This is a genomic window from Streptomyces sp. ALI-76-A (assembly GCF_030287445.1).
Lineage (GTDB): Bacteria > Actinomycetota > Actinomycetes > Streptomycetales > Streptomycetaceae > Streptomyces.
Genome location: NZ_JASVWB010000002.1, coordinates 6666791 through 6692078, shown reverse-complemented (window position 1 = coordinate 6692078; position 25288 = coordinate 6666791). Strand labels below are relative to the sequence as shown.

The 25288-nt window shown below is 71.0% G+C and carries 19 protein-coding genes; 11 read left to right on the top strand and 8 right to left on the bottom strand.

The window, feature by feature from the left end; translation table 11 throughout:
- Position 1: 1 nt before the first annotated feature.
- Complete coding sequence (gene hemE, locus QQS16_RS30775; protein WP_286065310.1) at positions 2 to 1069, bottom strand: uroporphyrinogen decarboxylase; 1068 nt, start codon at positions 1067 to 1069, stop codon at positions 2 to 4.
- Positions 1070 to 1209: 140 nt separating this feature from the next.
- On the opposite strand from hemE, the gene QQS16_RS30770 reads away from it, so the two are divergent.
- The 3 genes from QQS16_RS30770 (at position 1210) to QQS16_RS30760 (ending at position 4281) form a co-directional block, all read left to right on the top strand.
- Positions 1210 to 1887: a DUF3000 domain-containing protein gene (locus tag QQS16_RS30770; protein WP_286065309.1), complete on the top strand. Its 678-nt coding sequence runs from the start codon at positions 1210 to 1212 to the stop codon at positions 1885 to 1887.
- Positions 1888 to 2171: 284 nt separating this feature from the next.
- Entirely contained in the window at positions 2172 to 2834 is a 663-nt protein-coding gene (locus tag QQS16_RS30765; RefSeq protein WP_123992183.1) for a response regulator transcription factor, read from the top strand.
- A 166-nt stretch (positions 2835 to 3000) separates the two neighbouring features.
- Entirely contained in the window at positions 3001 to 4281 is a 1281-nt protein-coding gene (locus QQS16_RS30760; protein WP_286065308.1) for a ribonuclease D, read from the top strand.
- Positions 4282 to 4333: 52 nt separating this feature from the next.
- Here the strand turns inward: QQS16_RS30760 and QQS16_RS30755 are convergent, their stop codons facing one another.
- From QQS16_RS30755 to QQS16_RS30745, 3 genes are read right to left on the bottom strand one after another with little or no spacing between them, the layout of a single operon-like run.
- On the bottom strand, positions 4334 to 5164 hold the full coding sequence (locus QQS16_RS30755) for a carbohydrate ABC transporter permease (protein ID WP_286065307.1): 831 nt from the start codon (positions 5162 to 5164) through the stop codon (positions 4334 to 4336).
- Positions 5161 to 6114 (bottom strand): carbohydrate ABC transporter permease, encoded by a 954-nt coding sequence (locus QQS16_RS30750; protein ID WP_286065306.1) that lies wholly within the window; start codon positions 6112 to 6114, stop codon positions 5161 to 5163. Before QQS16_RS30750 ends, QQS16_RS30755 begins: the two co-directional genes overlap by 4 nt.
- On the bottom strand, positions 6114 to 7427 hold the full coding sequence (locus QQS16_RS30745) for an ABC transporter substrate-binding protein (protein ID WP_286065305.1): 1314 nt from the start codon (positions 7425 to 7427) through the stop codon (positions 6114 to 6116). The genes QQS16_RS30750 and QQS16_RS30745 overlap by 1 nt, the downstream gene beginning before the upstream one ends.
- Before the next feature lie 151 nt (positions 7428 to 7578).
- On the opposite strand from QQS16_RS30745, the gene QQS16_RS30740 reads away from it, so the two are divergent.
- The 6 genes from QQS16_RS30740 to QQS16_RS30715 all read left to right on the top strand — a co-directional run bounded on the left by QQS16_RS30740 (position 7579) and on the right by QQS16_RS30715 (position 17554).
- The gene (locus QQS16_RS30740) at positions 7579 to 9984 is read left to right on the top strand and encodes a glycoside hydrolase family 2 protein (protein WP_286065304.1); all 2406 of its coding nucleotides are present in this window, start codon (positions 7579 to 7581) and stop codon (positions 9982 to 9984) included.
- Entirely contained in the window at positions 9981 to 11009 is a 1029-nt protein-coding gene (locus tag QQS16_RS30735) for a LacI family DNA-binding transcriptional regulator (RefSeq protein ID WP_286065303.1), read from the top strand. The genes QQS16_RS30740 and QQS16_RS30735 overlap by 4 nt, the downstream gene beginning before the upstream one ends.
- Before the next feature lie 117 nt (positions 11010 to 11126).
- Positions 11127 to 12353, top strand: a complete 1227-nt coding sequence (locus QQS16_RS30730; protein WP_286065302.1) for a thiolase family protein — start codon at positions 11127 to 11129, stop codon at positions 12351 to 12353.
- The gene (locus QQS16_RS30725; RefSeq protein ID WP_286065301.1) at positions 12350 to 14479 is read left to right on the top strand and encodes a 3-hydroxyacyl-CoA dehydrogenase NAD-binding domain-containing protein; all 2130 of its coding nucleotides are present in this window, start codon (positions 12350 to 12352) and stop codon (positions 14477 to 14479) included. The genes QQS16_RS30730 and QQS16_RS30725 overlap by 4 nt, the downstream gene beginning before the upstream one ends.
- Before the next feature lie 178 nt (positions 14480 to 14657).
- The gene (locus QQS16_RS30720) at positions 14658 to 16094 is read left to right on the top strand and encodes a cellulose binding domain-containing protein (RefSeq protein WP_286065300.1); all 1437 of its coding nucleotides are present in this window, start codon (positions 14658 to 14660) and stop codon (positions 16092 to 16094) included.
- Complete coding sequence (locus tag QQS16_RS30715) at positions 16091 to 17554, top strand: polysaccharide deacetylase family protein (protein WP_286065299.1); 1464 nt, start codon at positions 16091 to 16093, stop codon at positions 17552 to 17554. The genes QQS16_RS30720 and QQS16_RS30715 overlap by 4 nt, the downstream gene beginning before the upstream one ends.
- Positions 17555 to 17616: 62 nt before the next feature.
- Here the strand turns inward: QQS16_RS30715 and QQS16_RS30710 are convergent, their stop codons facing one another.
- The 3 genes from QQS16_RS30710 to QQS16_RS30700 form a co-directional block, all read right to left on the bottom strand.
- A complete protein-coding gene (locus tag QQS16_RS30710) occupies positions 17617 to 19377 on the bottom strand; it encodes a glycosyltransferase (RefSeq protein WP_286065298.1) in 1761 nt (586 codons plus the stop codon).
- Positions 19374 to 20645, bottom strand: a complete 1272-nt coding sequence (locus tag QQS16_RS30705) for a nucleotide sugar dehydrogenase (protein ID WP_286065297.1) — start codon at positions 20643 to 20645, stop codon at positions 19374 to 19376. Before QQS16_RS30705 ends, QQS16_RS30710 begins: the two co-directional genes overlap by 4 nt.
- A gap of 239 nt (positions 20646 to 20884) precedes the next feature.
- Positions 20885 to 21901 (bottom strand): PLL family lectin, encoded by a 1017-nt coding sequence (locus QQS16_RS30700; protein WP_286065296.1) that lies wholly within the window; start codon positions 21899 to 21901, stop codon positions 20885 to 20887.
- Between the two features lie 270 nt (positions 21902 to 22171).
- Between QQS16_RS30700 and QQS16_RS30695 the strand changes: the two genes are divergently transcribed.
- Positions 22172 to 23062, top strand: coding sequence for an NAD(P)-dependent oxidoreductase (locus QQS16_RS30695; RefSeq protein ID WP_286065295.1), 891 nt, complete (start codon positions 22172 to 22174; stop codon positions 23060 to 23062).
- Between the two features lie 202 nt (positions 23063 to 23264).
- The gene (locus QQS16_RS30690; protein ID WP_286065294.1) at positions 23265 to 23639 is read left to right on the top strand and encodes a PIN domain-containing protein; all 375 of its coding nucleotides are present in this window, start codon (positions 23265 to 23267) and stop codon (positions 23637 to 23639) included.
- Between the two features lie 43 nt (positions 23640 to 23682).
- On the opposite strand, the gene QQS16_RS30685 is transcribed toward QQS16_RS30690, so the two are convergent.
- Positions 23683 to 25206, bottom strand: a complete 1524-nt coding sequence (locus tag QQS16_RS30685; RefSeq protein ID WP_286065293.1) for an amino acid permease — start codon at positions 25204 to 25206, stop codon at positions 23683 to 23685.
- Positions 25207 to 25288 lie beyond the last annotated feature (82 nt).

Below are 25288 nucleotides of genomic sequence, written 5' to 3'. Positions count from 1 at the left end.
GTCAGCGCGCGGTGTGCGTGTGGACGTGCTCCACGAGCCGGGTCAGCGCGTCCGGGTCGGTGGCCGGCATGACGCCGTGCCCGAGGTTGAAGATGTGGCCCTCCAGGCCCGCGGCGGCGTCGAGGACCTCCCGGGTCCTGGTCTCGACGGCCTCGGTGGAGGAGAACAGCACGGTCGGGTCGAGGTTGCCCTGGAGCGCCTTGCCGGGGCCGACCCGACGGGCGGCCTCGTCCAGCGGGACCCGCCAGTCGACGCCGACGACGTCCGCGCCGGCCTCGCCCATGAGCGTGAGCAGTTCGCCGGTGCCGACCCCGAAGTGGATGCGCGGCACGCCGTACTCCGCGACGGCCCGGAACACCTTGGCGGAGGCGGGCATGACGGAGCGCCGGTAGTCGGCCGGAGCGAGGGCGCCGACCCAGGAGTCGAACAGCTGGACGGCGGAGGCGCCGGCCTCGATCTGCACCTTGAGGAACGCGGCCGTGATGTCGGCGAGACGGTCGAGCAGGTCGGCCCACAGCTCGGGGTCGCCGTACATGATCGCCTTGGCGTTCTCGTAGGTGCGGGACGGGCCGCCCTCGACCAGGTAGCTCGCGAGGGTGAAGGGCGCGCCGGCGAAGCCGATGAGCGGGGTCGGGCCGAGTTCCCGGGTCAGCAGGCCGATGGCCTCGGTGACGTAGGAGACGTCCTCCGGGGTCAGGTCACGCAGCCGGTCGAGGTCGGCGCGGGTGCGGATCGGGCTCTCGACGACCGGGCCGACGCCGGGCTTGATGTCGAGGTCGATGCCGATGGCCTTGAGCGGGACGACGATGTCGCTGAAGTAGATCGCGGCGTCCACGTTGTGCCGGCGCACCGGCTGGAGGGTGATCTCGGTGACCAGTTCGGGCCGCATGCAGGACTCGAGCATCGGGATGCCCTCGCGGACCTTGCGGTACTCCGGCAGTGAGCGCCCGGCCTGCCGCATGAACCACACGGGGGTGTGCGGCACGGGCTCACGCCTGCATGCCTTGAGGAAGGCGGAGTCGTACGTGGCGGTCGGCTGCTTGCCCGAGGGGCGGTCGTTGGCACTCACGACGGCAAGTCTCGCACGGCACGCACGGCGGCCGGGCCGGGTGGGTGGCCGTCGGCGCCGGGGCCCCGCGGCGAGCCCGACCCGGGGCAACAGGGTGTCCCTCCCTGCACGAGGCCCCCGTTCCCCTTAACCTTCCCCGCATGGCTGCGGCTCAGGGACGACTGTCGGACGGCGCTGGCGGAATGGACGACGCGAAGGACACCGAGGAGGACATGGGGCATCCGAGCAGGTCGGCTCCCCCGCCCTTCCGGGCCGCCGTGGAGGCGCTGAGAGCGGCGCGGCTGCGACCGCAGATCGAGGTGGAGCCGACCCCGGCGCCGCAGCGGCTGGCTCCGTACGCGTACGCGCTGGAGGCCGCGGTCGTCGACGGCGACCAGGACCTGGCCGACGGCCGGCTGGTGCTGCTGCACGATCCGGCCGGGCACGACGCCTGGCGGGGCACCTTCCGGCTGGTGACGCTGGTGCGCGCGGAGCTGGAGCCCGAGATGGCCGCCGATCCGCTGCTGCCCGACGTCTGCTGGTCCTGGCTCACCGGAGCGCTGACCGCGCGGGGGCTGGCGTGCGGCGAGCCGAGCGGCACGGTCACGCGGGCGAGCTCCCACTACTTCGGCGGGCTGTCCGAGCGTCCGGCCGCCTCGCAGATCGAGATCCGGGCCTCCTGGACGCCCCGCGAGGGACTGGGCGGTGTCCCGGACACCGGGGCGCACCTGGCGTCCTGGTGCGATCTGCTGGCCCAGGTCGCGGGCCTGCCGCCGGCCGGTCCGGGCGACGCGTCGGTGGTGACCCTGCCGCAGCGCCGGGACCCGCAGGCCCGCTGAGCACCCCCTGCCTTCGCTGTCCGCGGCGGCTTCTTCCGCCCTTCACGACGGTCCGTCACTTTGTCGATACGGCCACTTTCGGCCGCTTATCGACAAAGGACGAAACCGTTCGATCTTCGGGTGATCGATCGCGTGTCCGAATTGCACGGATTGTTACTCACTAGATCGTGATCATTCTCTAAAGGCGGACGGGTTTGATGCCGAAGACGACTGTGACCTTGACAGTACGGTTCGTCCCGGCTTGCTCCCCACAAGCCGGCCCCGTCCCCCACCCAGGAGGCCTGGTGTCCGTTCTCCTCGAGCAGCCCGCAAGCCTGGTCGCCTACCGCCCGAACAAGCCGACCGCCATGGTGGTCGTGGCCGACCCCCGCGTCCGCTCCACCGTCACCCGTCACCTGTGGGCGCTCGGTGTGCGCGACGTGATCGAGGCCTCGTCCGTCGCGGAGGCTCGTCCCCGCATCGGCAACCCCCGCGACATCTGTGTCGCCGACGTCCACCTGCCCGACGGCTCCGGCCTCACCCTCCTGTCCGAGACCCGCGCCGCGGGCTGGCCCAACGGGCTCGCCCTGTCCGCCGCCGACGACATCGGCGCCGTGCGCAACGCGCTCGCGGGCGGAGTCAAGGGCTACGTCGTCACCGGCACCCGTACCAACCTCGGGCTCCCCACCAGACCGGGTGCCGCCCCCATCGGCGCCGCCGCCGCCCGTATGCACCGCCGCCCCCCGGGTGCCCCGAGTCACCCGGGCGGCTACCGCGAACTGTCCGGCCGTGAGGTCGAGGTGCTGAGACTGGTCGCGGAAGGCCAGTCCAACAAGGCGATCGGCGTCTCGATGGGCCTGTCCGCACTGACCGTCAAGAGCCACCTCGCCCGTATCGCCCGCAAGCTCGGCACGGGCGACCGCGCCGGAATGGTCGCGGTGGCCCTGCGTACCGGGATCATCCACTGACCCTCGCCCTTCACAGACGCGAACCGGATCGCCCGCTGATCCGCGTGCGCGCATCCCCCGCCGTGAACCGGATCTTTCACCGAGCTGACTGGTTTACGACCCCCAGGCGCCTGCCGACGGAACGTTCCGTCGGCAGGCGCTGTCCATACACGGATACCCTTGACATGTGACCGACGCCCAAGAGACCGCAGCAGACGTTTCACTGCGAACCACCGGAGGCGCTCCTCCGGACGACGGCGGATCTGCTGTGACGGAGGCGCCGATCCCTCTACTGGAGCCCCGCGAGGGCATTCCGCCCGTGATCGCCGACGACGAGTCGCTCGCCGGGGTGATCGCCGCGTTCGCCGCCGGCTCCGGCCCCGTGGCCGTCGACGCCGAGCGGGCGTCCGGCTACCGCTACGGACAGCGCGCCTATCTGGTGCAGCTGCGCCGCGAGGGCGCGGGCAGCGCGCTGATCGACCCCGTGGCCTGCCCCGACCTGTCGGGGCTCGGTGAGGCGCTGTCCGGCGTCGAGTGGGTGCTGCACGCCGCCACCCAGGACCTGCCCTGCCTGCGGGAGATAGGCATGGTCCCCACGCGACTGTTCGACACCGAGCTGGCCGGCCGGCTCGCCGGGTTCCCCCGGGTGGGCCTCGGCGCGATGGTCGAGGGCGTGCTGGGCTTCGTCCTGGAGAAGGGGCACTCGGCCGTCGACTGGTCGACCCGGCCGCTGCCCGAGCCCTGGCTGCGCTACGCGGCACTGGACGTGGAGCTCCTCGTCGACCTGCGGGACGCGCTGGAGAAGGAGCTGGACCGGCAGGGCAAGCTGGAGTGGGCGCAGCAGGAGTTCGACGCGATCGCCTCGGCCCCGCCGCCGGAGCCGCGCAAGGATCCCTGGCGGCGGACCTCCGGCATGCACAAGGTGCGGCGCCGCCGGCAGCTCGCGGTGGTGCGTGAGCTGTGGCAGACCCGGGACCGGATCGCCCAGCGGCGGGACGTGTCGCCGGGCAAGGTGCTGTCCGACGCGGCCATCGTCGAGGCGGCGCTCGCCGTTCCGGCCACCGTGCAGGCACTCGCCGCGCTGAACGGGTTCGGGCATCGGATGGGCCGGCGCCAGCTGGAGCAGTGGCAGGCGGCGGTCGACCGGGCGAAGGCGCTGAGCGACGCCCAACTGCCGCAGCCGGGACAGGCGGTGACGGGGCCGCCGCCGCCGCGGGCCTGGGCCGACAAGGACCCGGAGGCCGCGGCCCGGCTGACGGCGGCGCGGGCGGCGGTGTCCACGCTGGCCGAGCAGCTGAACATGCCGCAGGAGAACCTGATCGCGCCGGACACCGTGCGGAGGGTCTGCTGGGAGCCGCCTCCCGTGGTCGGCGCCGAGTCGGTGGGGGCCGCGCTCGCGGGGTACGGGGCCCGGCCGTGGCAGGTCGAGCAGGTGACGCCGGTGCTGGTGGCCGCGCTGTCCGCCTAGCGGGCCGTGCGGATCACCGAGGGGCCGCGAGGCGCGGGGCGGCTCGGGCGGCTCATCTGGTCGCGCCCCGCGTGAAGCCGTTGTAGATGAATTTCTGCAGGCTGAGGAAGACGATCAGGGTCGGCAGGATCACCAGGACCGCTCCTGCCGAGATCGTCTCCCAGTGGGCCGCGTACGGGCCGCGGAAGCGGAACAGCGACGTCGAGATCACGCCAAGATCCTCGGACGGCATGTAGAGGAACGGGATGTAGAAGTCGTTGTAGACGGTGATCCCCTTCACGATCACTACCGTCGCGATCGCCGGTTTGAGCAGGGGGAAGATGACCTTGCGGTAGATCGTGAACGCGTTGGCGCCGTCCAGACGGGCCGCCTCGTCCAGCGAGACCGGGATGGACCGTACGAACTGAAGGAAGATGTAGATCGAGACGATGTCCGTGCCCATGTAGAGGGCGATGGGCGCCCACAGCGAGTCGAACATCCCGAAGCTGTTGACGATCTGGAAGGTCGCGACCTGCGTGGTCACGCTGGGGACCAGTGCGGCGAGCAGGAAGAGGGCGACCACCAGCTTCCTCAGGCGGAACGTGAAGCGGTCGATGGCGTACGCCGTCATCGAGCCGATCAGGACCGTGCCCCCGATGGAGAACACCAGGATCACGGCGGTGTTGCCGAACGCCGAGAGCATCCGGCCGTCCTGGAACGCGGCCACGTAGTTGCTCAGGTTGAACGGGTTGTCGGGCAGGCTCAGCGCGCCGCCGCCGGCCGCCATCTCCTCAGAGGTCTTGAACGAGGTCAGCAGGACCACCGTGAGCGGGAGCAGCACGACCAGGGTCGCGGCGATCAGCGAGAGGTACACCAGCGCGCGGGCCACGGCACGGCGTGTCATACGAGGTCCACCTTGTCGTCGGGGACCAGGCGCCGCTGCACCCAGGTCACCAGCAGGATGATCAGCAGCAGCACGATCGCGGCGGCCGAGGCGAGCCCCGTCTTGTTGAACCGGAAGGCCAGGTTCAGCGTCTGGATCACGAAGGTCTCGGTGCCCGTCGCCCCGCCGGTCATGATGTACGGGATCTCGAAGGCCGACAGGGAGCCCGAGATGGAGAGGATCACCATCAGTGTCAGCACCGGTTTGATGCCCGGCGCGATGATGTGGCGGAACTGGTGCCAGCGGTTGGCCCCGTCCAGTTCGGCCGCCTCGTACAGCTCCCCGGGGATGGACTGGATCGCGCCCAGGAAGAGCACGAAGTTCAGGCCCAGGTAGCGCCAGAGGGAGACACCGGCGAGGGACGTGTTCGCGGAGACGGACGTGCCCAGCCAGGCGTGGTCGGTGTGGAGGCCGAACAGGGCGAGCACCGAGTCGAGGGTGCCGCCGTCCTGGAAGAAGTAGAGGAAGACGAAGCCGATCGCCACCCCGTTGATCAGGTACGGGAAGAAGAGCACGCCCTTGAAGAAGTTCCGGAAGCGGACATTGAAGCTCAGGACGGTCGCGAAGTAGAGCGCGGCGACGATCTGGACGGCGGAGGCGGCGAGGTAGTAGCCGCTGACGAAGAAGACCCGGAAGAGGTCCTCCCGGGTGAAGATCTCCGTGTAGTTCTCGACGCCCGTGTAGCGCAGTTCGGGGCTCACCCCGTCCCAGTCGGTGAAGCTGTACGCCGCCATGTTGACGATCGGCGCGTAGGTGAAGGTGAGCAGCAGCGCCAGCGGGACGAGCAGGAAGAGCCACGGGGTGACCCCGCGCCGGACGCGTGCCCGGCGCGGGGCGGGGGCCGGGGCGGGGGCGGCGGGCCCCGCCCCCGCGACGGCCGGGAAGGCCGCCTTCTCGGTGGTGTCCGCCATCAGGACCCCAGGTTCGCTTGTGTCTCGGTCCAGCGCTTGCCGAGATCGGCGAAGAAGTCGTCCAGGTCGCCCTTCTTCGCGCCGCGGGCGAGGTCGACCAGGTCCTGGCGGTACTCCGGGGCGTAGATGCCGACTTCGGACTGGTTGTCGATCAGCTTGACCTTGGCGCCCTGGGTGTCGTCCAGCTCGATCAGCTTGACGCCCGCGGTCTCGTACGGCTTCAGGACCTCGGGCAGGGGGACGTCGTCGAGGGGCGAGATGGCCAGGTTGTCCTTGTCGTAGCCGGACTTCTCGGTGAACCAGTCGACCCAGGCGCGGGCGGCGGGCTTGTTGTCGGAGTGGACGTTGACGGCCTGGTTGTAGTCGGGTGAGACGACCGCGCAGAACCTGCCGTCGGCCTGGGCCGGGAAGGGCATGAACCCGATGTCGTCCGGGTTCGCCCCGGCTTTCCGGGCGGCGTCCTGGAACTGGATGATCGCCCAGGTGCCGAGCCACTGGGTGGCGAGTTCGCCCTTGGCCAGCCGGGGCTTGGACTCCTCCCAGTTGGTGGTCGTCGGGTCCTTCTCGGTCAGTCCCCGGCGCACCATGTCGTACAGGAGCGTGTCGCCGACGCGCAGGTCCGCGCCCTTCGCCCATGGGTCGCCCTCGGCGAGCTTCGTGGTCCCCTGGGGGTCACAGCCGACCGAGCCGTTGACGGACGTCCACTGCGACAGCGTCCACTGGGCGGCGAAGTTGGTGTAGTAGGGCACCGCGTCCGTCCTGGACTTGATCGCCTCGAGGCCGTCGAGGAACGCGGCGGGGGTGGTGGGCCAGTCGGTGACGCCGGCCTGGGCCCAGACCCGCTTGTTGTAGACGAAGCCGGGGATCACCCCGATCGGGCTCTGGCCGTAGACCTTGCCGTCGACCGTGGTGAAGCCGGTGAACCGGTACTTCTCGCTGCGCTCCCGCTGGGTGCCCAGGGACGCGAAGAACCTCGGGTAGTCGTCCTTCTTGATGATCGCGGGGATCATCAGGACATCGCCGTAGTTCTCCGTGTTCATACGGATCTTGACTTCGGTCTCGTAGTTGGTGAGGGCCTCGAACTCGACCTTGACCTTCGGGTAGGTCTTGTTGAACGCGGCGGCGTACTTCTTCATCGTGCCGTCGGCGACGAGGTCGGTCCGCTGGGTGAGGACCGTGATGCTTCCGCCGACCTTCGAGGGGTCGTCGGGCGCGTCGGCGTCGGCACCCTTCGCGGTGCCTCCGGTGCCGGTGCAGCCGGGGATCAGCAGGGCGGCGCCCAGGGCCAGGGCGAGGATGGGGCGGCGGTTCATGTGCGTCAGCTCCGTTCGTGGGACGGACGAGCACGAGTGGGTTGGCTGATTCGGCACTCTGACAGTGGTTTCTTAACCGGTAAAGTCCCTATTTCGCCAAGGCTGCCGAAAGGTTCCGGCGCCCCGGACTGAAACGGTTTAGGGAGTGTGCATGCTGGAGGCCACACCGCTCACCGAGGGATGGATCCTGAAGCACGACGAGGACGCGCTCCCGGCCTCGGTGCCGGGCTGCGTGCACACCGACCTGCTGGCGGCGGGGGTGATCCCGGACCCCTTCCTCGGGCTGGCCGAGACCGAGGTCGCGTGGGTGGGGCGGCGGGAGTGGACGTACGAGCGGGACCTCGCGGCGACCGACGGGCACGAGCAGGCCGACCTGGTCTTCGACGGTCTCGACACCGCGGCCGAGATCCTGCTCGACGGCCGGCTCCTCGGCCGGACGCGGAACATGCACCGCTCGTACCGCTTCGACGTGACCGGCCTCGGCGGACGGCTGTCGGTGCGGTTCGTCTCCGCGTACGCCGAGGCGGAGGCCGTGCGCGGGAAGCTGGGCGAGCGGCCCGCCGCGTACGCCGAGCCCTTCCCGTACATCCGCAAGATGGCCGCCTCCTTCGGCTGGGACTGGGGCCCGACGCTGGTGACGGCCGGGATCTGGCGGCCGGTGCGGCTGGAGCGGTGGTCGACGGCCCGGATCTCGTGCGTGCGCCCCCTGGTGACCGTCGAAGGCGGCCTGGGGCGGGTCGAGCTGGCCATCGAGGTGGAGCGGGCCAGGGTCGAGGCACCGCTGGTCGCCGAGGCGACGATCGACGGGGTGCGGGCGCGCGCCGAGATCGACGGGGCGACCGGGACGGTACGGCTGGAGGTGCCCGACGTGCGGCGGTGGTGGCCGCGCGGCTACGGCGAACAGCCGCTGTACGACGTCGAGGTGACGCTGCTGCACGGCGACCGGGCGCTGGACGTGTGGCGGCGCCGGATCGGCTTCCGGAGCGTCGAGCTGGACCGCCGGCCCGACGCGCACGGCTCCGGCTTCACCTTCGTCGTCAACGGTGAACGCCTCTTCGCGCGCGGCGTGAACTGGATCCCGGACGACGTGTTCCCCTCCCGGATCGGCCCGGAACGCTACCGCGAGCGGCTGCGGCAGGCGGCCGGCGCCGGGGTGGACCTCGTCCGCGTGTGGGGCGGCGGCATCTACGAGAGCGACGACTTCTACGACGCCTGCGACGAACTCGGTCTGCTGGTCTGGCAGGACTTCCCTTTCGCGTGCGCGGCCTACCCGGAGGAGCAGCCGCTGCGCGGCGAGGTGGAGGCCGAGGCCCGCGAGAACGTCGTACGGCTGATGCCGCACCCCTCGCTGGCGCTGTGGAACGGCAACAACGAGAACCTGTGGGGCTTCAAGGACTGGGGCTGGGAGCAGCGGCTGGCCGGGGACTCCTGGGGCGAGGGGTACTACCTGGGCGTACTGCCGCGGGTGGTGGCCGAGTTGGACCCGACGCGGCCCTACGCGGCGGGCAGTCCCTGGTCCGGGTCGTGGGAGCACCATCCGAACGATCCGGCGCACGGCACGCACCACTCGTGGGAGGTGTGGAACGGGGCGGACTACGCCGACTACCGGCTCCATGTGCCGCGGTTCGTCGCCGAGTTCGGCTGGCAGGCGCCGCCCGCCCACGCCACGCTGCGGCGCGCGCTGCCGGGTGAGGAGCTCACGCCCGACTCCCCCGGCATGCTGCACCACCAGAAGGCCGAAGACGGCAACGGCAAGCTGGAGCGCGGGCTCGCCCGCCACTTCGCCCTGCCCGAGGGGGACTTCGACCGCTGGCACTACCTCACGCAGGTGAACCAGGCGCGAGCCGTGGCCGCCGGGATCGAGCACTGGCGGTCGCACTGGCCGGTGTGCGCGGGGACGATCGTCTGGCAGCTCAACGACTGCTGGCCGGTGACCTCCTGGGCGGCGATCGACGGGGACGGGCGGGAGAAGCCGCTGTACCACGAGCTGAAGCGCCTGTACGCGGACCGGCTGCTGACGCTCCGGCCCAGCGAGCGGGGGCTGGTGCTGGCCGCCGTCAACCAGTCGGCCGCGGTGTGGTCCGGCACGCTCGCACTGCGGCGGATGTCCGTGGAGGGGCTGGTGATCGGTACGGCGAGCGTGGCGCTCACCGCCGAGGGCCGGTCCGTGGCCGACTTCGCGGTGCCGAGGGAGCTGGAGCCCGTCGGCCCGAAGGAGTTCCTGGTCGTGGACGCGGTGGGGTCCCCCCGTGCGGACGAGGTCGTCGGCGGGGCAGCGCCGCGGGCCCTGTACTTCCCGGTGCCGGACCGCGAGATCCCCTATCCGCGGCCGGAGTTCGAGGTCGCGCTCGTGCCGGGCGGCATCGAGGTGACGGCCCGCACCCTCGTGCGGGACCTGCTGCTCCAGGCGGACCGGCTGGAGCCGGCGGCGCGGGCCGACCGGGGGCTTGTCACGCTGCTGCCCGGCGAACGCGTGACCATCGGCGTGCGGGGCTGGCAGACTCCGGACGCCGGGCGGGCCCGCTCGGCCCTGTACTGCATGGAGCCCCACCGATGACGACCTCCCGCGTCACCATCAAGGACGTCGCCGCGCTCGCCGGCGTGTCCAAGGGTGCCGTGTCCCTCGCCTTCAACCACAAGCCGGGAGTGTCGGAGGCGACCCGGGACCGGATCTTCCGGGCGGCGCGGGAGCTGGGCTGGGCGCCGAGCCCGACCGCCCGGACACTGGCCGGATCGCGGGTGGACGTGGTGGGGCTGGCGATCTGCCGGCCCGCCCGGCAGCTGGGGCTCGAACCCTTCTACATGGAGTTCATCTCCGGCGTGGAGAGCGTCCTGATCGAGCACTCCTGCGGGCTGCTCCTCCGGCTGGTCCGGCACGTCGAGGAAGAGGCCGGGCTTCAGGAGTCCTGGTGGCGGGGGCGGCAGGTCGGCGGGTCGATCCTCGTCGACTTCCGCGCGGACGACCCGCGGGTGGCCGCGGTCGAGCGGCTCGGGATGCCGGTGGTGGCTGTCGGGCACCCCTCGCTGACCGGCGGCCTCACCTCCGTGTGGACCGACGACGCCACGGCCGTGCGGGAGGCCGTGCACTACCTGGCGGCGCTCGGGCACCGGCGGATCGCCCGGGTCGGCGGCGCGGCGGCGCTCGGCCACACCTCGACCCGTACCGCCGCGTTCGACGAGGCCGCCCGCGCCCTGGAGCTGGCCGGGGCCTGGCAGGTGGCCACGGACTACTCCGGCGAGGCGGGGGCACGGGCCACCCGGTCACTGCTGACGGCGGCACCCCCGGACCGGCCGACGGCCATCGTGTACGACAACGACATCATGGCGGTGGCGGGGCTGGCGGTGGCGGCGGAGATGGGGCTGGGCGTGCCGGACGACGTCTCCCTGCTCGCCTGGGACGACTCCCAGCTGTGCCGGATCACGCACCCGCCCCTGTCGGCGATGAGCCACGACGTGCACGGGTTCGGGGCGGACGCGGCGCGGACCCTGTTCGGGGTGATCACGGGAGAGGGGCCCGGGTCGCATCAGGTGCCGACTCCGGTGCTCACTCCCCGGGGTTCGACGGCTCCTCCGAAGGTGTGACCTTCGCCGCTCCGGGCGAGGGGGCTGTGCAGCTGTGTTACCCACAAGTAGCATGGGTTCTGAGCGCGCGCTCAGCGCATCGCAGCAGTGCCGTCCCGCATCTGGAGGAGAGCCATCGTGCCTCGTACCGTCAGGGATGTCGTCTTCGTCGACGGCGTCCGTACCCCGTTCGGCAAGGCGGGCCCGAAGGGCATCTACCACGAGACCCGTGCCGACGACCTCGTCGTGAAGGCGATCCGGGAGCTGCTGCGCCGCAACCCCGGTCTCGACCCGAAGAAGATCGACGAGGTCGCCATCGCCGCGACCACGCAGATCGGCGACCAGGGCCTGACGCTGGGCCGTACGGCCGGCATCCTCGCCGGTCTCCCCCAGTCGGTCCCCGGCTACTCCATCGACCGCATGTGCGCGGGCGCCCTGACCGCCGTGACGACCACGGCCGGCTCGATCGCCTTCGGCGCGTACGACGCCGTCATCGCCGGTGGCGTGGAGCACATGGGCCGCCACCCCATGGGCGAGGGCGTGGACCCGAACCCGCGGTTCGTCAGCGAGAAGCTGGTCGACGAGTCCGCCCTGTTCATGGGCATGACCGCCGAGAACCTGCACGACCGCTACCCGACGATCACCAAGCAGCGCGCCGACGAGTACGCCGTGCGCTCGCAGGAGAAGGCCGCCAAGGCGTACGCCAACGGCAGGATCCAGGCCGACCTGGTGCCGATCTCGGTGCGCCGCACCAACGCGGAGGCCGGTGAGACGGGCTGGGGCCTGGTCACCGCCGACGAGCCGATGCGCCCGGGGACCACGCTGGAGAACCTGGCCGGCCTGAAGACCCCGTTCCGCGTGCACGGCCGGGTCACCGCCGGAAACGCGGCCGGTCTGAACGACGGTGCCACCGCCTCGATCATCGCCTCCGAGGAGTTCGCCCGCGAGAACGGCCTCCCGGTCAAGATGCGCCTGGTCTCCTACGCCTTCGCGGGCGTCGAGCCGGAGGTCATGGGCTACGGCCCGATCCCGGCGACGGAGAAGGCCCTCGCCAAGGCCGGCCTGTCGATCGAGGACATCAACCTCTTCGAGATCAACGAGGCCTTCGCGGTCCAGGTGCTCGCCTTCCTGGAGCACTACGGCATCGCGGACGACGACGCGCGCGTCAACCAGTACGGCGGCGCCATCGCCTACGGTCACCCGCTGGCCTCCTCCGGCGTCCGGCTGATGACACAGCTGGCCCGCCAGTTCGAGGAGCAGCCGGAGGTCCGTTACGGCCTCACCACCATGTGCGTCGGCTTCGGCATGGGCGCCACGGTGATCTGGGAGAACCCGCACCACAAGGACGCCGGAGGCGACAAGTGAGCACCACCGCTGAGCTGTTGAAGGGTGCGGCCGAGCTGTTCCCGGACGAGGTAGTGACCCGGGCCCACGTACGTCACCTGGACCTGCCGTTCGGTGCGGGCCGTTTCGCCCTGATCACCCTCGACAACGGCCTGGACCACACCAAGCCGACCACCTTCGGCCCGCAGTCCCTCGCGAACCTCGACACCGCGATCGACCAGGTGGAGAAGGAGGCCGCGGCCGGCGAGATCGTCGGTGTCGGCATCACCGGCAAGCCGTTCATCTTCGCGGTCGGCGCCGACCTCAAGGGCGTCGAGCTGCTGAAGGAGCACAAGGACGCGCTCGCCATCGGCAAGGGCGGCCACGAGGTCTTCAAGCGCCTGTCCGGTCTCGGGGTCCCGACCTTCGCGTACTACAACGGCGCGGCCATGGGCGGCGGTGTCGAGGTCGGCCTGCACTGCGCGTACCGCACGGTGTCCGCGGCGCTGCCCGCCTTCTCGCTGCCCGAGGTCTTCCTCGGCCTGGTCCCCGGCTGGGGCGGCTGCACGATCCTGCCCAACCTGATCGGCGCCGACAAGGCCGTCTCGGTGATCATCGAGAACTCGCTCAACCAGAACAAGCAGCTCAAGGGCGCGCAGGTCTACGAACTGGGCATCGCCGACGCCCTGTTCGAGGGCGCGGACTTCCTGGAGCAGTCGCTGCTGTGGACGGCCTCCGTCCTCAGGGGCGAGATCGTCGTCGAGCGTCCGGCGATCGACCGCGGCGAGGCCTGGGACCAGGCCGTCGCCAAGGGCCGCTTCATCGCGGACAGCAAGGTGCACGGGGCCGCTCCGGCCGCCTACCGCGCGCTCGACATCATCGCCGCCGCGAAGAACGGCGACCTCCAGCAGGGCTTCGACGCCGAGGACCAGGCCCTCGCCGACCTGATCATGGGCGGTGAACTGCGCTCCGGCATCTACGCCTTCAACCTGGTGCAGAAGCGCGCCAAGCGTCCGGCCGGCGCGCCGGACAAGTCGCTGGCGCGTCCGGTCACCAAGGTCGGTGTCGTCGGCGCCGGCCTGATGGCCTCGCAGCTCGCGCTGCTGTTCCTGCGCCGCCTGGAGGTGCCGGTCGTCCTGACCGACATCGACCAGGAGCGCGTCGACAAGGGTGTGGGGTACGTCCACGCCGAGATCGACAAGCTGCTCGGCAAGGGCCGGATCAACCAGGACAAGGCCAACCGCCTCAAGGCGCTGGTGAGCGGTGTCCTGGACAAGGCCGAGGGCTTCTCCGACGCGGACTTCATCATCGAGGCCGTGTTCGAGGAGATCGGTGTCAAGCAGCAGGTGTTCGCGGAGGTCGAGGCGGTCGCCCCGGCGCACGCGATCCTCGCCACCAACACCTCGTCCCTCTCGGTCAGCGAGATGGCGTCGAAGCTGAAGAACCCCGAGCGGGTCGTGGGCTTCCACTTCTTCAACCCCGTCGCCGTCCTGCCGCTGCTGGAGATCGTCCGGGGCGAACGGACCGACGACGCCTCCCTGGCCACCGCGTTCGGCGTCGCCAAGAAGCTGAAGAAGACGGCGGTCCTGGTGAAGGACGCCCCGGCGTTCGTCGTCAACCGCATCCTCACCCGCTTCATGGGCGAGATCCAGAACGTCATCGACGAGGGCACCCCGGTCGAGGTGGCGGAGAAGGCGGTGGAGCCGCTGGGTCTGCCGATGTCCCCGCTGGTCCTGCTGGAGCTGGTCGGCCCGGCGATCGGCCTGCACGTCTCGGAGACGCTCAACAGGGCGTTCCCGGACCGCTTCACGGTCTCCCCGAACCTCGCGGCCGTCGTCAAGGCGGGCAAGCGCGGCTTCTACGTGTACGACAGCGGCAAGCCGGAGCTGGACCCGGAGGTCGCCGCGCTGCTCCAGCAGGGCGACACCGTCCTCACCGAGGAGCAGGTCCGCGCGCGCGTCCTGGACGCGGTGGCGCAGGAGATCGGCCTCATGCTCGACGAGGGCGTCGTCGCCGAGGCCCAGGACATCGACCTGTGCCTGATCACCGGTGCGGGCTGGCCCTTCCACCTGGGCGGCATCACGCCGTACCTGGACCGCGAGGGCGTCTCCGAGCGCGTGAACGGCAAGAAGTTCCTGGCACCGGGCGTGGCGAGCGTCCCGGCGTAACGCGACACCCCTGAGGGGGGTGGTGCGCATGGTAACGATCCATGCGTTCCACCCCCTTTTCGCATGCCACGGCGGATAGGATCCTCACACAATCCGACCACTTGTTTACCCTGCAAGACGTTTGCCCTGACCGGTTCCGACCCACGAGCCGTCAGCGCCGTGCGAAGGAGTCCCCACCGTGGCGTCCACCCGCCGCCGCCCACCCCGACGTCGGGTCTGGCCCAAGATCAGGCTGCTGCTCCTGATCTGCGTGGTCGCCGCCGGGGCCACGGCGCTGTACCCCGTGTGGAAGGCGGCGAACCCGGACCCGCCGGAACTGGTGGTCCGGTACCGCACCGACACCCCGGCCACCGCCGCGGTGGCCAGGCCGTCGCTCGAAGTGCTCAACGAGTCGAAGAAGCCGCTGCCGCTCGCCGACGTGACGCTCCGGTACTACTTCACCGCGGACGGGGACTCCGCGTACGCCTACAACTGCGTCCAGGCCGCCGTCGGCTGCTCGCACATCGCCGGGACGGTGACCCGGCTCGACGACCCCGCCGAGGACGCCGACCACTACCTGGAACTGCGGTTCACCGAGGACGCCGGCACCCTGAAGCCGGGCGCCAACAGCAAGGGCATCGACGTCCAGCTGTACCGCGCCGACCACAAGGAACTGAAGCAGTCCGACGACCGCTCCTTCGACGCGGAGAAGACCGCCTACAAGGAGTCGAAGACGGTCACCGCCTACCAGCGGGGCGTCCTCAAGTGGGGCGACGAACCCGGCGGGGACGGCGAGAAGGGCGCGTCGGCCAAGGCCGCCACGGCACCCGCTCCCCTGCCGGCCGCCCCGCCCGGGGTGCTGTTCGACAACTTCCACTACGTCGGCGCCAAGGACCCCGCGCTGTTCAAGCACGGCTGGCTGGTCCGCAGCAGCAAGGGCGGCCCCGGCATCGAGGACACCTGGACGGCCGACGGGGTCACGTTCCCCGCCGGGAAGGACTCGCTCGGCGACGGCCAGGTGCTGAACCTGCGCGCCGCCACCGACGGCACCGAGTCGGGCACCGAACAGGCGAGCCTGGGCACCGCGAGCAGCGAGTTCCGCGACGGCACCTACGCCGCCCGGATCCACTTCAGCGACGATCCGGCCGAGGGCGAGGGCGGCGACCACGTCAACCAGACCTTCTACACCATCGGCGGCCGCGGGAAGACGTACAGCGAACTCGACAACGAGTACATGCCCAACGGCGGCTGGGGCCGGCTGGGCCCCAAGCTCGACACGGTGACCTGGTACGACCACGAGAAGAACGACCGCGTCTACAGCACCACGAACAAGAGCCTCGCCGGCTGGCACACCATGATGATCACCGTCGAGGACGACACGGTGACCTACCGCATGGACGGCCGGAAGCTCTTCTCCAGCAGCGGGAAGTACGCCCCGCGCTCGGGCATGTCCGTGAACTTCAACCACTGGTTCGTGGACCTGCCGTTCAAGGGCGACCGCGCCTGGGACATGAAGATCGACTGGCTGTACTACAACGCCGAGGACGTGCTCTCCGTCAAGGAGGTCGACGCGGCGGTGAAGGAATACAGCGACCATGGCATGAACTACTTCGACACCGTTCAGGAGTCTCGTTGAGCAAGGAGCAACACCGCGGCCGGGACGGCCGACTGAGCCGGCGCGCCGCGCTGCTCATGGGCGGCACGGGAGGCGTGGCACTGGCGGGCGGCGGTGCCTGGCTGGGTTCGGTGGCGGCGCAGCCCGCGGCCGCCCCGGCGGCGGCCGCGGCGGCCATCGGCGGCCTCACCACACCCCCGGCCTACGCGCCGTCGGGGCGCCGCCCCAAGTACCGCCGGGCCACCTGGTCCCAGCAGTTCCAGGCCGGGCACGGCTGGACTCCGGGCGGCGTGGGCACCGCGTCGGCCGAGGCGAACGATCCGTCCGTCTTCGTCCGCGGGACGCAGTCGGTCCGGGTCACCACCAACGGCACGGGCAAGCAGTCCTACGTCCGCAAGACCGGCATGCCCGCGCTGAACCTCACCGACAAGATGATCCGGCTGGTCTTCCGGGTCGACGACGTGGCCAACCTGTCCAAACTCGTCTTCTACGCGGGCAGCGGTTCCCTCGCGAACCACTTCGCCTGGACGTTCCACGCGCATTCCGGCACGGCGGCCAACTACGTCCAGTCCGGGGAGTGGGTGACGGTCCACCTCCAGTGGGCCGACGTCACCGGCGCGGCCGGCACGTACGCGCTCTCCGCCGCCGGCACGCCGTCCACGAAGACCGGCATCACCGACATGTCGTTCGCCGTGTACGACAACGCGGGCGGCCCGGTGACCTACCGCCTCCAGGCCGTCGAGCTGATACCGGACACCGCCTCGGTCTTCCCGAAGGGCGTCGTCTCCATCACCTTCGACGACTCCCACAAGTCGATCCACGACCTGGCCCGCCCGGTGATGGACCAGTACGGCTACTCGGGCACGGTCTACAACATCGCGGACGCGATCGGCACCGGCAGTTTCCTGACGGTCGGCCAGATGCGGTCGATGCAGGACTTCTCCGGCTGGGAGATGGCCGGGCACTCCTACGCGAACGCCACCCACACCGCCAGCTATCCCAAGCTCACCGCGGAGCAGGCCGACGAGGACTTCCGCAAACTGCGCGAGTGGCTGGTGGGCAACGGCTTCTCCAGCGAGCACTTCGCCTATCCGCACGGGGCGTTCCAGAAGACGTCGGACGGCGTCCCGGTGGACCAGATCGCGAGCCGGCACTTCACCACGGCCCGGTCGATCATCTCCGAGACCATCGAGTCCTTCGCCCCGGCGATGCCGTACCGCCTCAAGGCGCTGACCGGCATCAACGACGGTACGGGCATCGGCGGCACCGCGCTGTCCAAGGTGACCGGCGCGGGCGGCCGGCTCGACCGCTGCGCCAACAGCGGTGACTGGCTGATCCTGTGCCTGCACAAGGTGGTCGAGGGCGCTCCGGCGACCAGCACGGAGATCGGCAAGGCCGGTCTCACCGCGCTGATGAAGGCGATCGACGACCGGGGCATCCCGGTGCTCACCGTCGAGGAGGCGATGGCCTCCTACACGTGAGGCCCGGCGACGGGAAGAGGGGCGGCCGGTACCGGCCGCCCCTCTTCCGCGTCTGTGTCCGCCTACCAGCCCTGCCCGTGCCCCTGGCCCGGGCCCTGGCCCTGGCCCTGCTGCCAGGACTGGTCCCCGTACCCGCCGCCCTGCTGCTGGGGGTACGGGGCGTCGTAGCCCGGTCGCTGCTGCTGGTACGGGTCGTGATGCCCGCCCCCCTGCCACTGCTGCTGTCCGGCCGGGGCCGGCGTCCCCCAGGAGACGGGCTGCTGGGGCACGTGCGCGTGCTGCTCGTCGTAGCCGGGCAGCGGCTGCGGCTGGGTGGGGATCCCGCCGGAGGGACGGGGCCGGGTGCGCAGGGCCACGCCTTCCAGGCGCATCAGCTGGAGTGTCTCGGTGACCTTCTTGTCCGAGTACGGGTCCTCTTCCTCGAAGATCTCCGTCACGTCGGCCTCGTGATCGCCGGCCACGGACACCTCGACGCCGCCCTGCCGGGTGCCCCAACTGCCCTTGTGGAGGGTGAAGAGGGCGTAGAAGCGCAGCGGGGTGAGCAGGGTCAGCTGGATCACGCCGTAGATCGGCGCGAGCAGGAACATGCCGAACCGCTTGACGAAGCCCATGCCGCGGCGCGGGAAGTCCAGGTACCGGACGTTGCGCAGGTACCCCATCAGGACCATGAAGATCAGGTAGTCGCCGATGTGGTTGACGAACTGCTCCGGCTTGATGATCGGCAGGATGACCATCGAGTAGAACATCGCCGAGCCGAAGACCAGCCACAGCGCCAGTTCCATGCAGGTCAGCCAGAAGGCGGGCCGGTACTTCTTCTGGTGCCGGAAGGCCCACAGGGACTCACGGAAGAACGACTTGTTCCAGCGGACCTGCTGGCGCAGGAAGTGCGGCAGTTTCTCCGGGACGGCCGTGTAGCCGACGGCGGTCTCCTGGAAGACCACCTGGCCTTCCATCAGGCAGTAGTTGGTCATGCGGCGGTCGTCGCCGAAGACGGCCGGCTTGCCCAGGAACTGCTGGTTCAGGAAGTCCGGCAGGTACTTCCGCACCAGCGTGCCGCGGTAGGCCGACAGGGCGCCGCAGCAGCACAGGACCGACTTCAGGCGGGAGTAGGCGGCCCGCTCGAAGAGGAACGAGTTGCCGTAGCGCAGGTCCTGGAGGCGCGTGAAGATGTTGCTGTCGTGGTTGAGCGCGAGGACCATGCCGGTGGAGGCCATGATCTTCTCGTCGGCCAGCGGGAGCAGCAGTTCGCGGACGGTGTCCCGGGACAGGACGGTGTCCGAGTCGACGCACAGGAAGATGTCGGAGTACGGGGCGGCCTCGAAGCCGAGGGCGAGGGCCTCGCGCTTGCCCTTGTTCTCGGGCTGCACGCTGACCGTGTACTTGACGCCCCTGGCCTCGAACTCGCGGCGGATCTTCTTCGCCGTCCGGATGCCGGAGTCGCTGGCGCTGGCGTCGTCGATGATGTGGATCTCGTTGGGCAGGCGGCTCTGCGCGAGGAGGCTGCGCATGCCCTGCTCGAACATCACCGGGTCCTCGTTGTAGATCGGGATGACCGCGGTGACCCAGGCGTTCTCCAGGTACTCCAGTTCCTCCCGCCCGGCCTTGGCCGGACGGTAGAAGAGGGCGCCGAACATCTTCAGGCCCAGCAGGCCCATGGCCCCCATCGAGTACAGGTGCAGGGAGCCGGCGTCGAGCCGGGTCGCGATCAGCGCGGCCAGGCCGAGGAAGACGAAGTACGAGACCTTCAGGTGCCTGCGCTTGCGGTGGCCTCGATGGCCACCGGAGTCGACGGCCGCGGGTATGAAGGTGTCCTCGGAAGTCACAGCTTGACCACCCGCGGGTGGTCGGCGGACTTGCCCCGGGTGTCGAAGAGCGCCCGGGCGCGGTCGGCGAGCACCGACAGATCGATCTCGCGGTGCGACTGGAGCAGGATGGTGAGGTCGGCGGACTCCGCCGCGGCGAGGTAGTCGTCCACCCGACGCACGCTCTCGCCGCCGACCTTCCAGTCCTCGACGCGCGGGTCGAAGTAGACGAGGTCGGCGCCGCGTGCGAGGAGGTGCTCCGCCACGGCCAGGGCCGGGCTCTCCCGCTGGTCGGAGATGTCCGGCTTGTAGGTCACGCCGAGCAGCAGGACGCGGGAGCCGCGGACGGCCTTGCCCTGGTCGTTGAGCAGATCGGCCGCGCGGTTCACGACGTGCACGGGCATGCGCTGGTTGATCTCCTGCGCGAGTTCCACGAACCGGAACGGGATGCCGAGCGAACGGACCTTGTAGGAAAGGTAGTTGGGGTCGATCGGGATGCAGTGACCGCCGACGCCCGGGCCCGGGTAGAAGGGCGCGAAGCCGAAGGGCTTGGTGGAGGCGCAGCGGATCGCGTCCCACAGGTCGACGCCGATCTCCCGGCAGAACATCGACATCTCGTTGACGAGGGCGATGTTGACGTGCCGGTAGGTGTTCTCCAGCAGCTTGGCCATCTCGGCCTCGCGGGTGCCCTTGGCCTCGACGACCCGGTGCACGAAGCGCTCGTAGAGGGTGCGGGCGGCCTTGGTGCAGTCGGCCGTGATGCCGCCGACCACCTTCGGGGTGTTCTCCAGGCCGAAGGAGGCGTTGCCCGGGTCGATGCGCTCCGGGGAGAAGGCGAGGTGGAAGTCCGTGCCGACGCGCAGGCCGCCGGCCTCCAGGCGCGGGCGGACGACCTCGTCGGTGGTGCCGGGGTAGGTGGTCGACTCCAGCACGACGAGCGTGCCGGGACGCAGGTGCGCGGCGATGTCGTCCACGGCGGCGTGCACCGCGCCGAGGTCGGGGGCGCCGTGGTCGGTGAGCGGGGTGGGGACGCACACGACGACGGCGGCGGCGTCGGCGATGACCTCGGGCCGGTCGACCGCCTCGAAGCCCTGGCCGAGCATGGCGCCGACCTCGGCGTCGGTGATGTCGTCCACGTGCGAACGGCCGGCGTTGAGTCCGTCGACCACGCGTCGGCTCCGGTCGAGACCGACCACCTTCAGACCCGCGCCGGCGGCGGCACGGGCCAACGGCAGCCCCACGTAACCGAGTCCGACAACGACAAGATCCACCGTGGAGGATCTGCTCACGACAACATTCCCAACCCCGTTTCCGGCCTGGGCCGGGTGCCGGTCTACGTCGGTCTCCCGATCATTCGAACAAACGCAGGGAGGCTAGCAAGGATTTTCCCCTTTTCACCACAGTGCGCAGACGTGCCCCTTGTCACGCACACGCCCATACAACCCTCTGCGTGTTTCATGTGTCCCTGGTCTCTGACGCCTGAGACCAGGGCGCCGCGCCTCGGTCCCGCCGTGCGGAACCCAGGGCGTCACACCGGCCGCCAGGCCTCCAGGGCCAGGCCCGGCTCGTCCTTGCGGCGGGTCAGCAGCAGGTGTCCGGTGGCCGGGGAGAGGGTGGCCGCGACCACCCGGTCGTCCTCGTCGACGGCCAGCGACACCTCGGCGTCCACGGGGAGTTGGGGCCCCGACTCGGTCCACCAGGCACCGGCCGACTCCTGCTCGGTGGGATACGCGGCGAAGGCGACCCGGCCGCTCGCCGAGCGCTGGGCGAGCAACGTGCAGTCGTGGCCGTCGAGTTCACAGCGTACGGCGGAGACCGGACCGGGTCCGGCGGAGGCGAGCAGGGTGAGGGGCTTGGCACCGGGGCGCCAGGCGCACAGGTCGCCGGAGGTGTCCGTGTAGAAGAGGGTGGTGCTCTCCGGGGAGGTGGCGAGGGCGCGCAGCGTGCCGGGGCGGACCGGGGCCTCGATCGCCTCCTCCAGGACCGGCTGGGCACCCGGTTCCTCCTGCCGCCAGTGCAGGATCGCGCCGGGGGCGGCCGCGTACAGCTCGACGCGTCCGGACTCCCCCGTCACGGCCGCCAGGTCCTCCTCCGCCTCACTCCCCTTCAGGTCGCGCCAGGGGCCCCAGCCGCCCTTCTCCTTCTGGCCGAGCATGCTCACGCCACCGCCCTTGTTCCGGACGAAGACATGGGCGCGGCCCTGGGCGTCGACCGCGACGGCGGGCGTGCCGGTCCGTGCGCCCGTCCTGTCGGGATGGCCGATCGGGGTCCAGTCGAGGGCCGCGAGGCGGGGACGGAAGTGGGTCGTGTGCACCAGGCCGGACTCGCCGGGTCTGGTGGGGCGCCAGGAGACCAGATGGGCGTAGCAGTCGTCGCCCTGGCCGACCGCGAGCACGGGGTGCAGCTTCTGGTCGCCGCCCACACGGCGGGGCGCTTCCCACGGTCCGCCGGATGCGCGCTCGGCCCGGCACAGGACGGCGTCGCCCGCGGGCAGATAGACACTGAGCCGGCCGTCGCGGCCGCGTATGAGCCAGTCGCCGTTCACCGGTTCACTTTAAACGGCGGCCAGGACACGACGCGTTGCGGCCCCGCTCGTCGAGCCGCCGGCGCTGTTCTCCGGACGGGCCGCGGGTGCGGAACCTCGCGTATCGGGCACTCGCTCCCGCGGCCGGGCGGACACGGCCGCGGCCATCGGTTCCGGCCGGACCGCCACCGCCCCGTCGGCGCGGCGGGACCCGACGGGGCAGGCTGGTCCACAGCGGCGGGCACGGTCCCGCGGCGACCGGAACCGCGGAAGAACAGGAAGACCGCCATCATGACCGACACCCTCACCGTAGGCGTTCTGGGCACCGGGATCATGGGGGCCGCGATGGCCCGCAACCTGGCCCGCGCCGGACACACCGTCCGGGCCTGGAACCGCACCCGCGCCAAGGCCGAACCCCTCACCGCCGACGGCGTCACCGTCACCGGCACCCCCGCCGAGGCCGTCCGCGGCGCCGACGCCGTACTGACCATGCTGTACGACGGTCCCGCCGTCCTCGACGTGATGCGCGAGGCCGCCGACGCGCTGCGCCCGGGGACCGCCTGGGTGCAGTCGACGACCGCGGGCACCGAGGCGATCGGCGAACTGGCCGCCTTCGCCCGCGCGCACCGGCTGGTCTTCTTCGACGCGCCGGTGCTGGGCACCCGTCAGCCCGCCGAGGCCGGCCAGCTGCTCGTCCTGGCCGCCGGGCCCGGCGCGCACCGCGAGGCGGTGGCGCCCGTCCTGGACGCGGTCGGCGCCCGCACGGTGTGGACCGGCGAGGACGGCTCCGACGGCAGCGCCACCCGGCTGAAGCTGGTGGCCAACAGCTGGGTCATCGCCGCCACGGGGGCCGTCGGTGAGGTGCTGGCCCTGTCCCAGGCGCTCGGGGTGGATCCGGAGAGCTTCTTCGACGTCATCGCCGGCGGCCCGCTCGACATGGGCTACCTGCGTGCCAAGGCCGCACTCGTCCTCGACGACCGGCTGACGCCCGCCCAGTTCGCGGTGTCCACCGCCGCCAAGGACGCCCGGCTCATCGTCCGGGCGGGTGAACAGCACGGCGTCCGGCTCGACCTGGCGGCCGCCGGCGCGGACCGCCTGGAACGCGCCGCGGCCCAGGGCCACGCCGACGAGGACATGGCCGCCGCGTACTTCGCCAGCTTCGAGGAGCCGCCGAAGGGGTGACGGGGGGACGGCTGAGGCCGTACGGGGCCCCGCCGGCCGCGGCGGCTGAGGGACGGCGAACGGCTCCGGCCGTGGCGGGACGGCCGACGGGCTGCCGGGCCGGGGGCGCGGCGCGGCTGCCGGAGGTCGCAGCGGCCCCTCGCGGGCCCCACCTGGCGGGAGCCGTCGTCCCGTTCGGGTTTCGGCGTGGCACCCTGGCCCCATGGACGTCAACGCCCCGCTGCTGGTGATCGTGGACGCTGCGAACGTCGTCGGGTCGGTGCCTGACGGGTGGTGGCGCGATCGGCGGGGGGCCGCGGAGCGGCTGCGGGACCGGCTCGCGGTGGACGGTGTGCCGGGGCGCGCCGGACCGCTGGAGCTGGTGCTGGTCGTCGAGGGGGCGGCCCGGGGAGTGGAGTCGGTGCCGGGCGTACGGGTGGAGACCGCGCCCGGCAGCGGGGACGACCACATGGTCGAGCTGGTGGCGCGGGCCGGCGAGCGGCCCGTCCTGGTCGTCACGGCCGATCGTGAGCTCAGGCGAAGGGTCGGTGCGCTGGGGGCGGAGGTGGCGGGACCGCGCGCGGTGCGGCCGTCCTGACGGCCGCACGCCGGTACCACCGCCCCCGAGTCGCTCCCGCCGGTTACTCCGCGGGCCCGTTCGGTCCCTTCCCGGCCTGGCCCGCCGTGGCCGTCTCCTGCCGTCCGAGACGGCTGTGGCCGCGGCCGTAGAGGAAGTACACGACGATGCCGATCGCCATCCAGATGGCGAACCGGAGCCAGGTCTCGGCCGGCAGGTTCAGCATCAGCCACAGCGAGGCGGCCACCGACAGGATCGGGATGAAGGGCACCCACGGGGTGCGGAACGACCGGTGCAGGTCGGGACGGGTCCTGCGGAGGATGAGGACGCCGAACGCGACGACCACGAAGGCGAACAGCGTGCCGATGTTCACCAGTTCGGCCAGTTCGCTCAGGCTGGTGAACCCGGCGACGATCGCGATGATCACGCCGAGCAGGATCGTCGGCCGGTGCGGGGTCTTGAACCGGGGGTGGACGCGGGAGAAGAAGCGCGGCAGCAGCCCGTCGCGGCTCATCGCGAAGAAGACGCGGGTCTGGCCGAGCAGCAGGATCATGCACACGGTCGTCAGGCCGACGGCGGCGCCGAAGCTGATGAAGCCCGCGTACCAGGGGTGGCCGGTGGCCTTGAACGCGTCCGCGAGCGGGGCGTCCACGGACAGCCGGGTGTAGTGCTGCATGCCGGTGACGACGACCGACACCGCCACGTACAGCGTGGTGCAGATGAGGAGGGAGCCGAGGATGCCGCGGGGCATGTCCCGCTGCGGGTTGCGGGTCTCCTCGGCGGCCGTGGCGACGACGTCGAAGCCGATGAAGGCGAAGAACACCACCGAGGCGGCGGTGAAGATGCCCATCACGCCGAAGTTGGAGGGGGCCCAGCCGAACATCAGCTGGATGAGCGGGGATTGCAGACCGTCGCCCGCCGGCACGTCCTGCGCCTTCGGGATGAACGGGTCGTAGTTGTCACCCTTGACGAAGAAGGCACCGGCGATGATCACGACGAGGACGACGGTCACCTTGATGGCGACCACGACGGCGGTGACCCGCGCGGAGAGCTTCGTGCCGACCACGAGGATGGCGGTGAGCACCAGGACGAGGGCGGCGGCGAGGATGTCGAAGCCGAAGCCGTCGGCGCCCTCCCGTCCACTGAGCGCCTCCGGCAGGTGCCAGCCCGCGTTGTCCAGCAGCGAGGCGATGTAGCCGGACCAGCCGACGGCGACCACCGCCGTGCCGAGCGCGAACTCCAGGACCAGGTCCCAGCCGATGATCCAGGCGGGCAGCTCGCCGAGGGAGGCGTACGAGAACGTGTACGCGGAGCCGGCCACCGGGACCGTGGAGGCGAACTCGGCGTAGCAGAGCGCGGCGAGCGCGCAGACGACTCCGGCCACGACGAAGGCCAGGGCCACGGCGGGACCGGCGTTGTTCTTGGCGACTGTGCCGGTCAGGACGAAGATGCCGGTGCCGATGATGACACCGACGCCGAAGATGGTCAGATCGAGCGCGGACAGGGATTTCTTGAGCGCGTGCTCGGGTTCCTCGGTATCGAGGATGGACTGCTCGACCTTCTTCGTCCGGAAGAGGGTGCTGCTCACGGGTACCTCCCACGCTTTGTCGTCCTCGACATGATCGAGAGGGGGCGTAGTGCGTATGCCCCGGCGCGGGCGGATTCACGCG

What these genes read in the sequence shown, in the direction of transcription:
- QQS16_RS30740 (WP_286065304.1), top strand. Translation starts at nt 7,579, where the DNA reads ATGCTGGAGGCCACACCGCTCACCGAGGGATGGATCCTGAAGCACGAC.
- QQS16_RS30695 (WP_286065295.1), top strand. Translation starts at nt 22,172, where the DNA reads ATGACCGACACCCTCACCGTAGGCGTTCTGGGCACCGGGATCATGGGG.
- QQS16_RS30755 (WP_286065307.1), bottom strand. Translation starts at nt 5,164, where the DNA reads ATGACACGCCGTGCCGTGGCCCGCGCGCTGGTGTACCTCTCGCTGATC.
- QQS16_RS30770 (WP_286065309.1), top strand. Translation starts at nt 1,210, where the DNA reads ATGGCTGCGGCTCAGGGACGACTGTCGGACGGCGCTGGCGGAATGGAC.
- QQS16_RS30690 (WP_286065294.1), top strand. Translation starts at nt 23,265, where the DNA reads ATGGACGTCAACGCCCCGCTGCTGGTGATCGTGGACGCTGCGAACGTC.
- QQS16_RS30750 (WP_286065306.1), bottom strand. Translation starts at nt 6,114, where the DNA reads ATGGCGGACACCACCGAGAAGGCGGCCTTCCCGGCCGTCGCGGGGGCG.
- QQS16_RS30745 (WP_286065305.1), bottom strand. Translation starts at nt 7,427, where the DNA reads ATGAACCGCCGCCCCATCCTCGCCCTGGCCCTGGGCGCCGCCCTGCTG.
- QQS16_RS30735 (WP_286065303.1), top strand. Translation starts at nt 9,981, where the DNA reads ATGACGACCTCCCGCGTCACCATCAAGGACGTCGCCGCGCTCGCCGGC.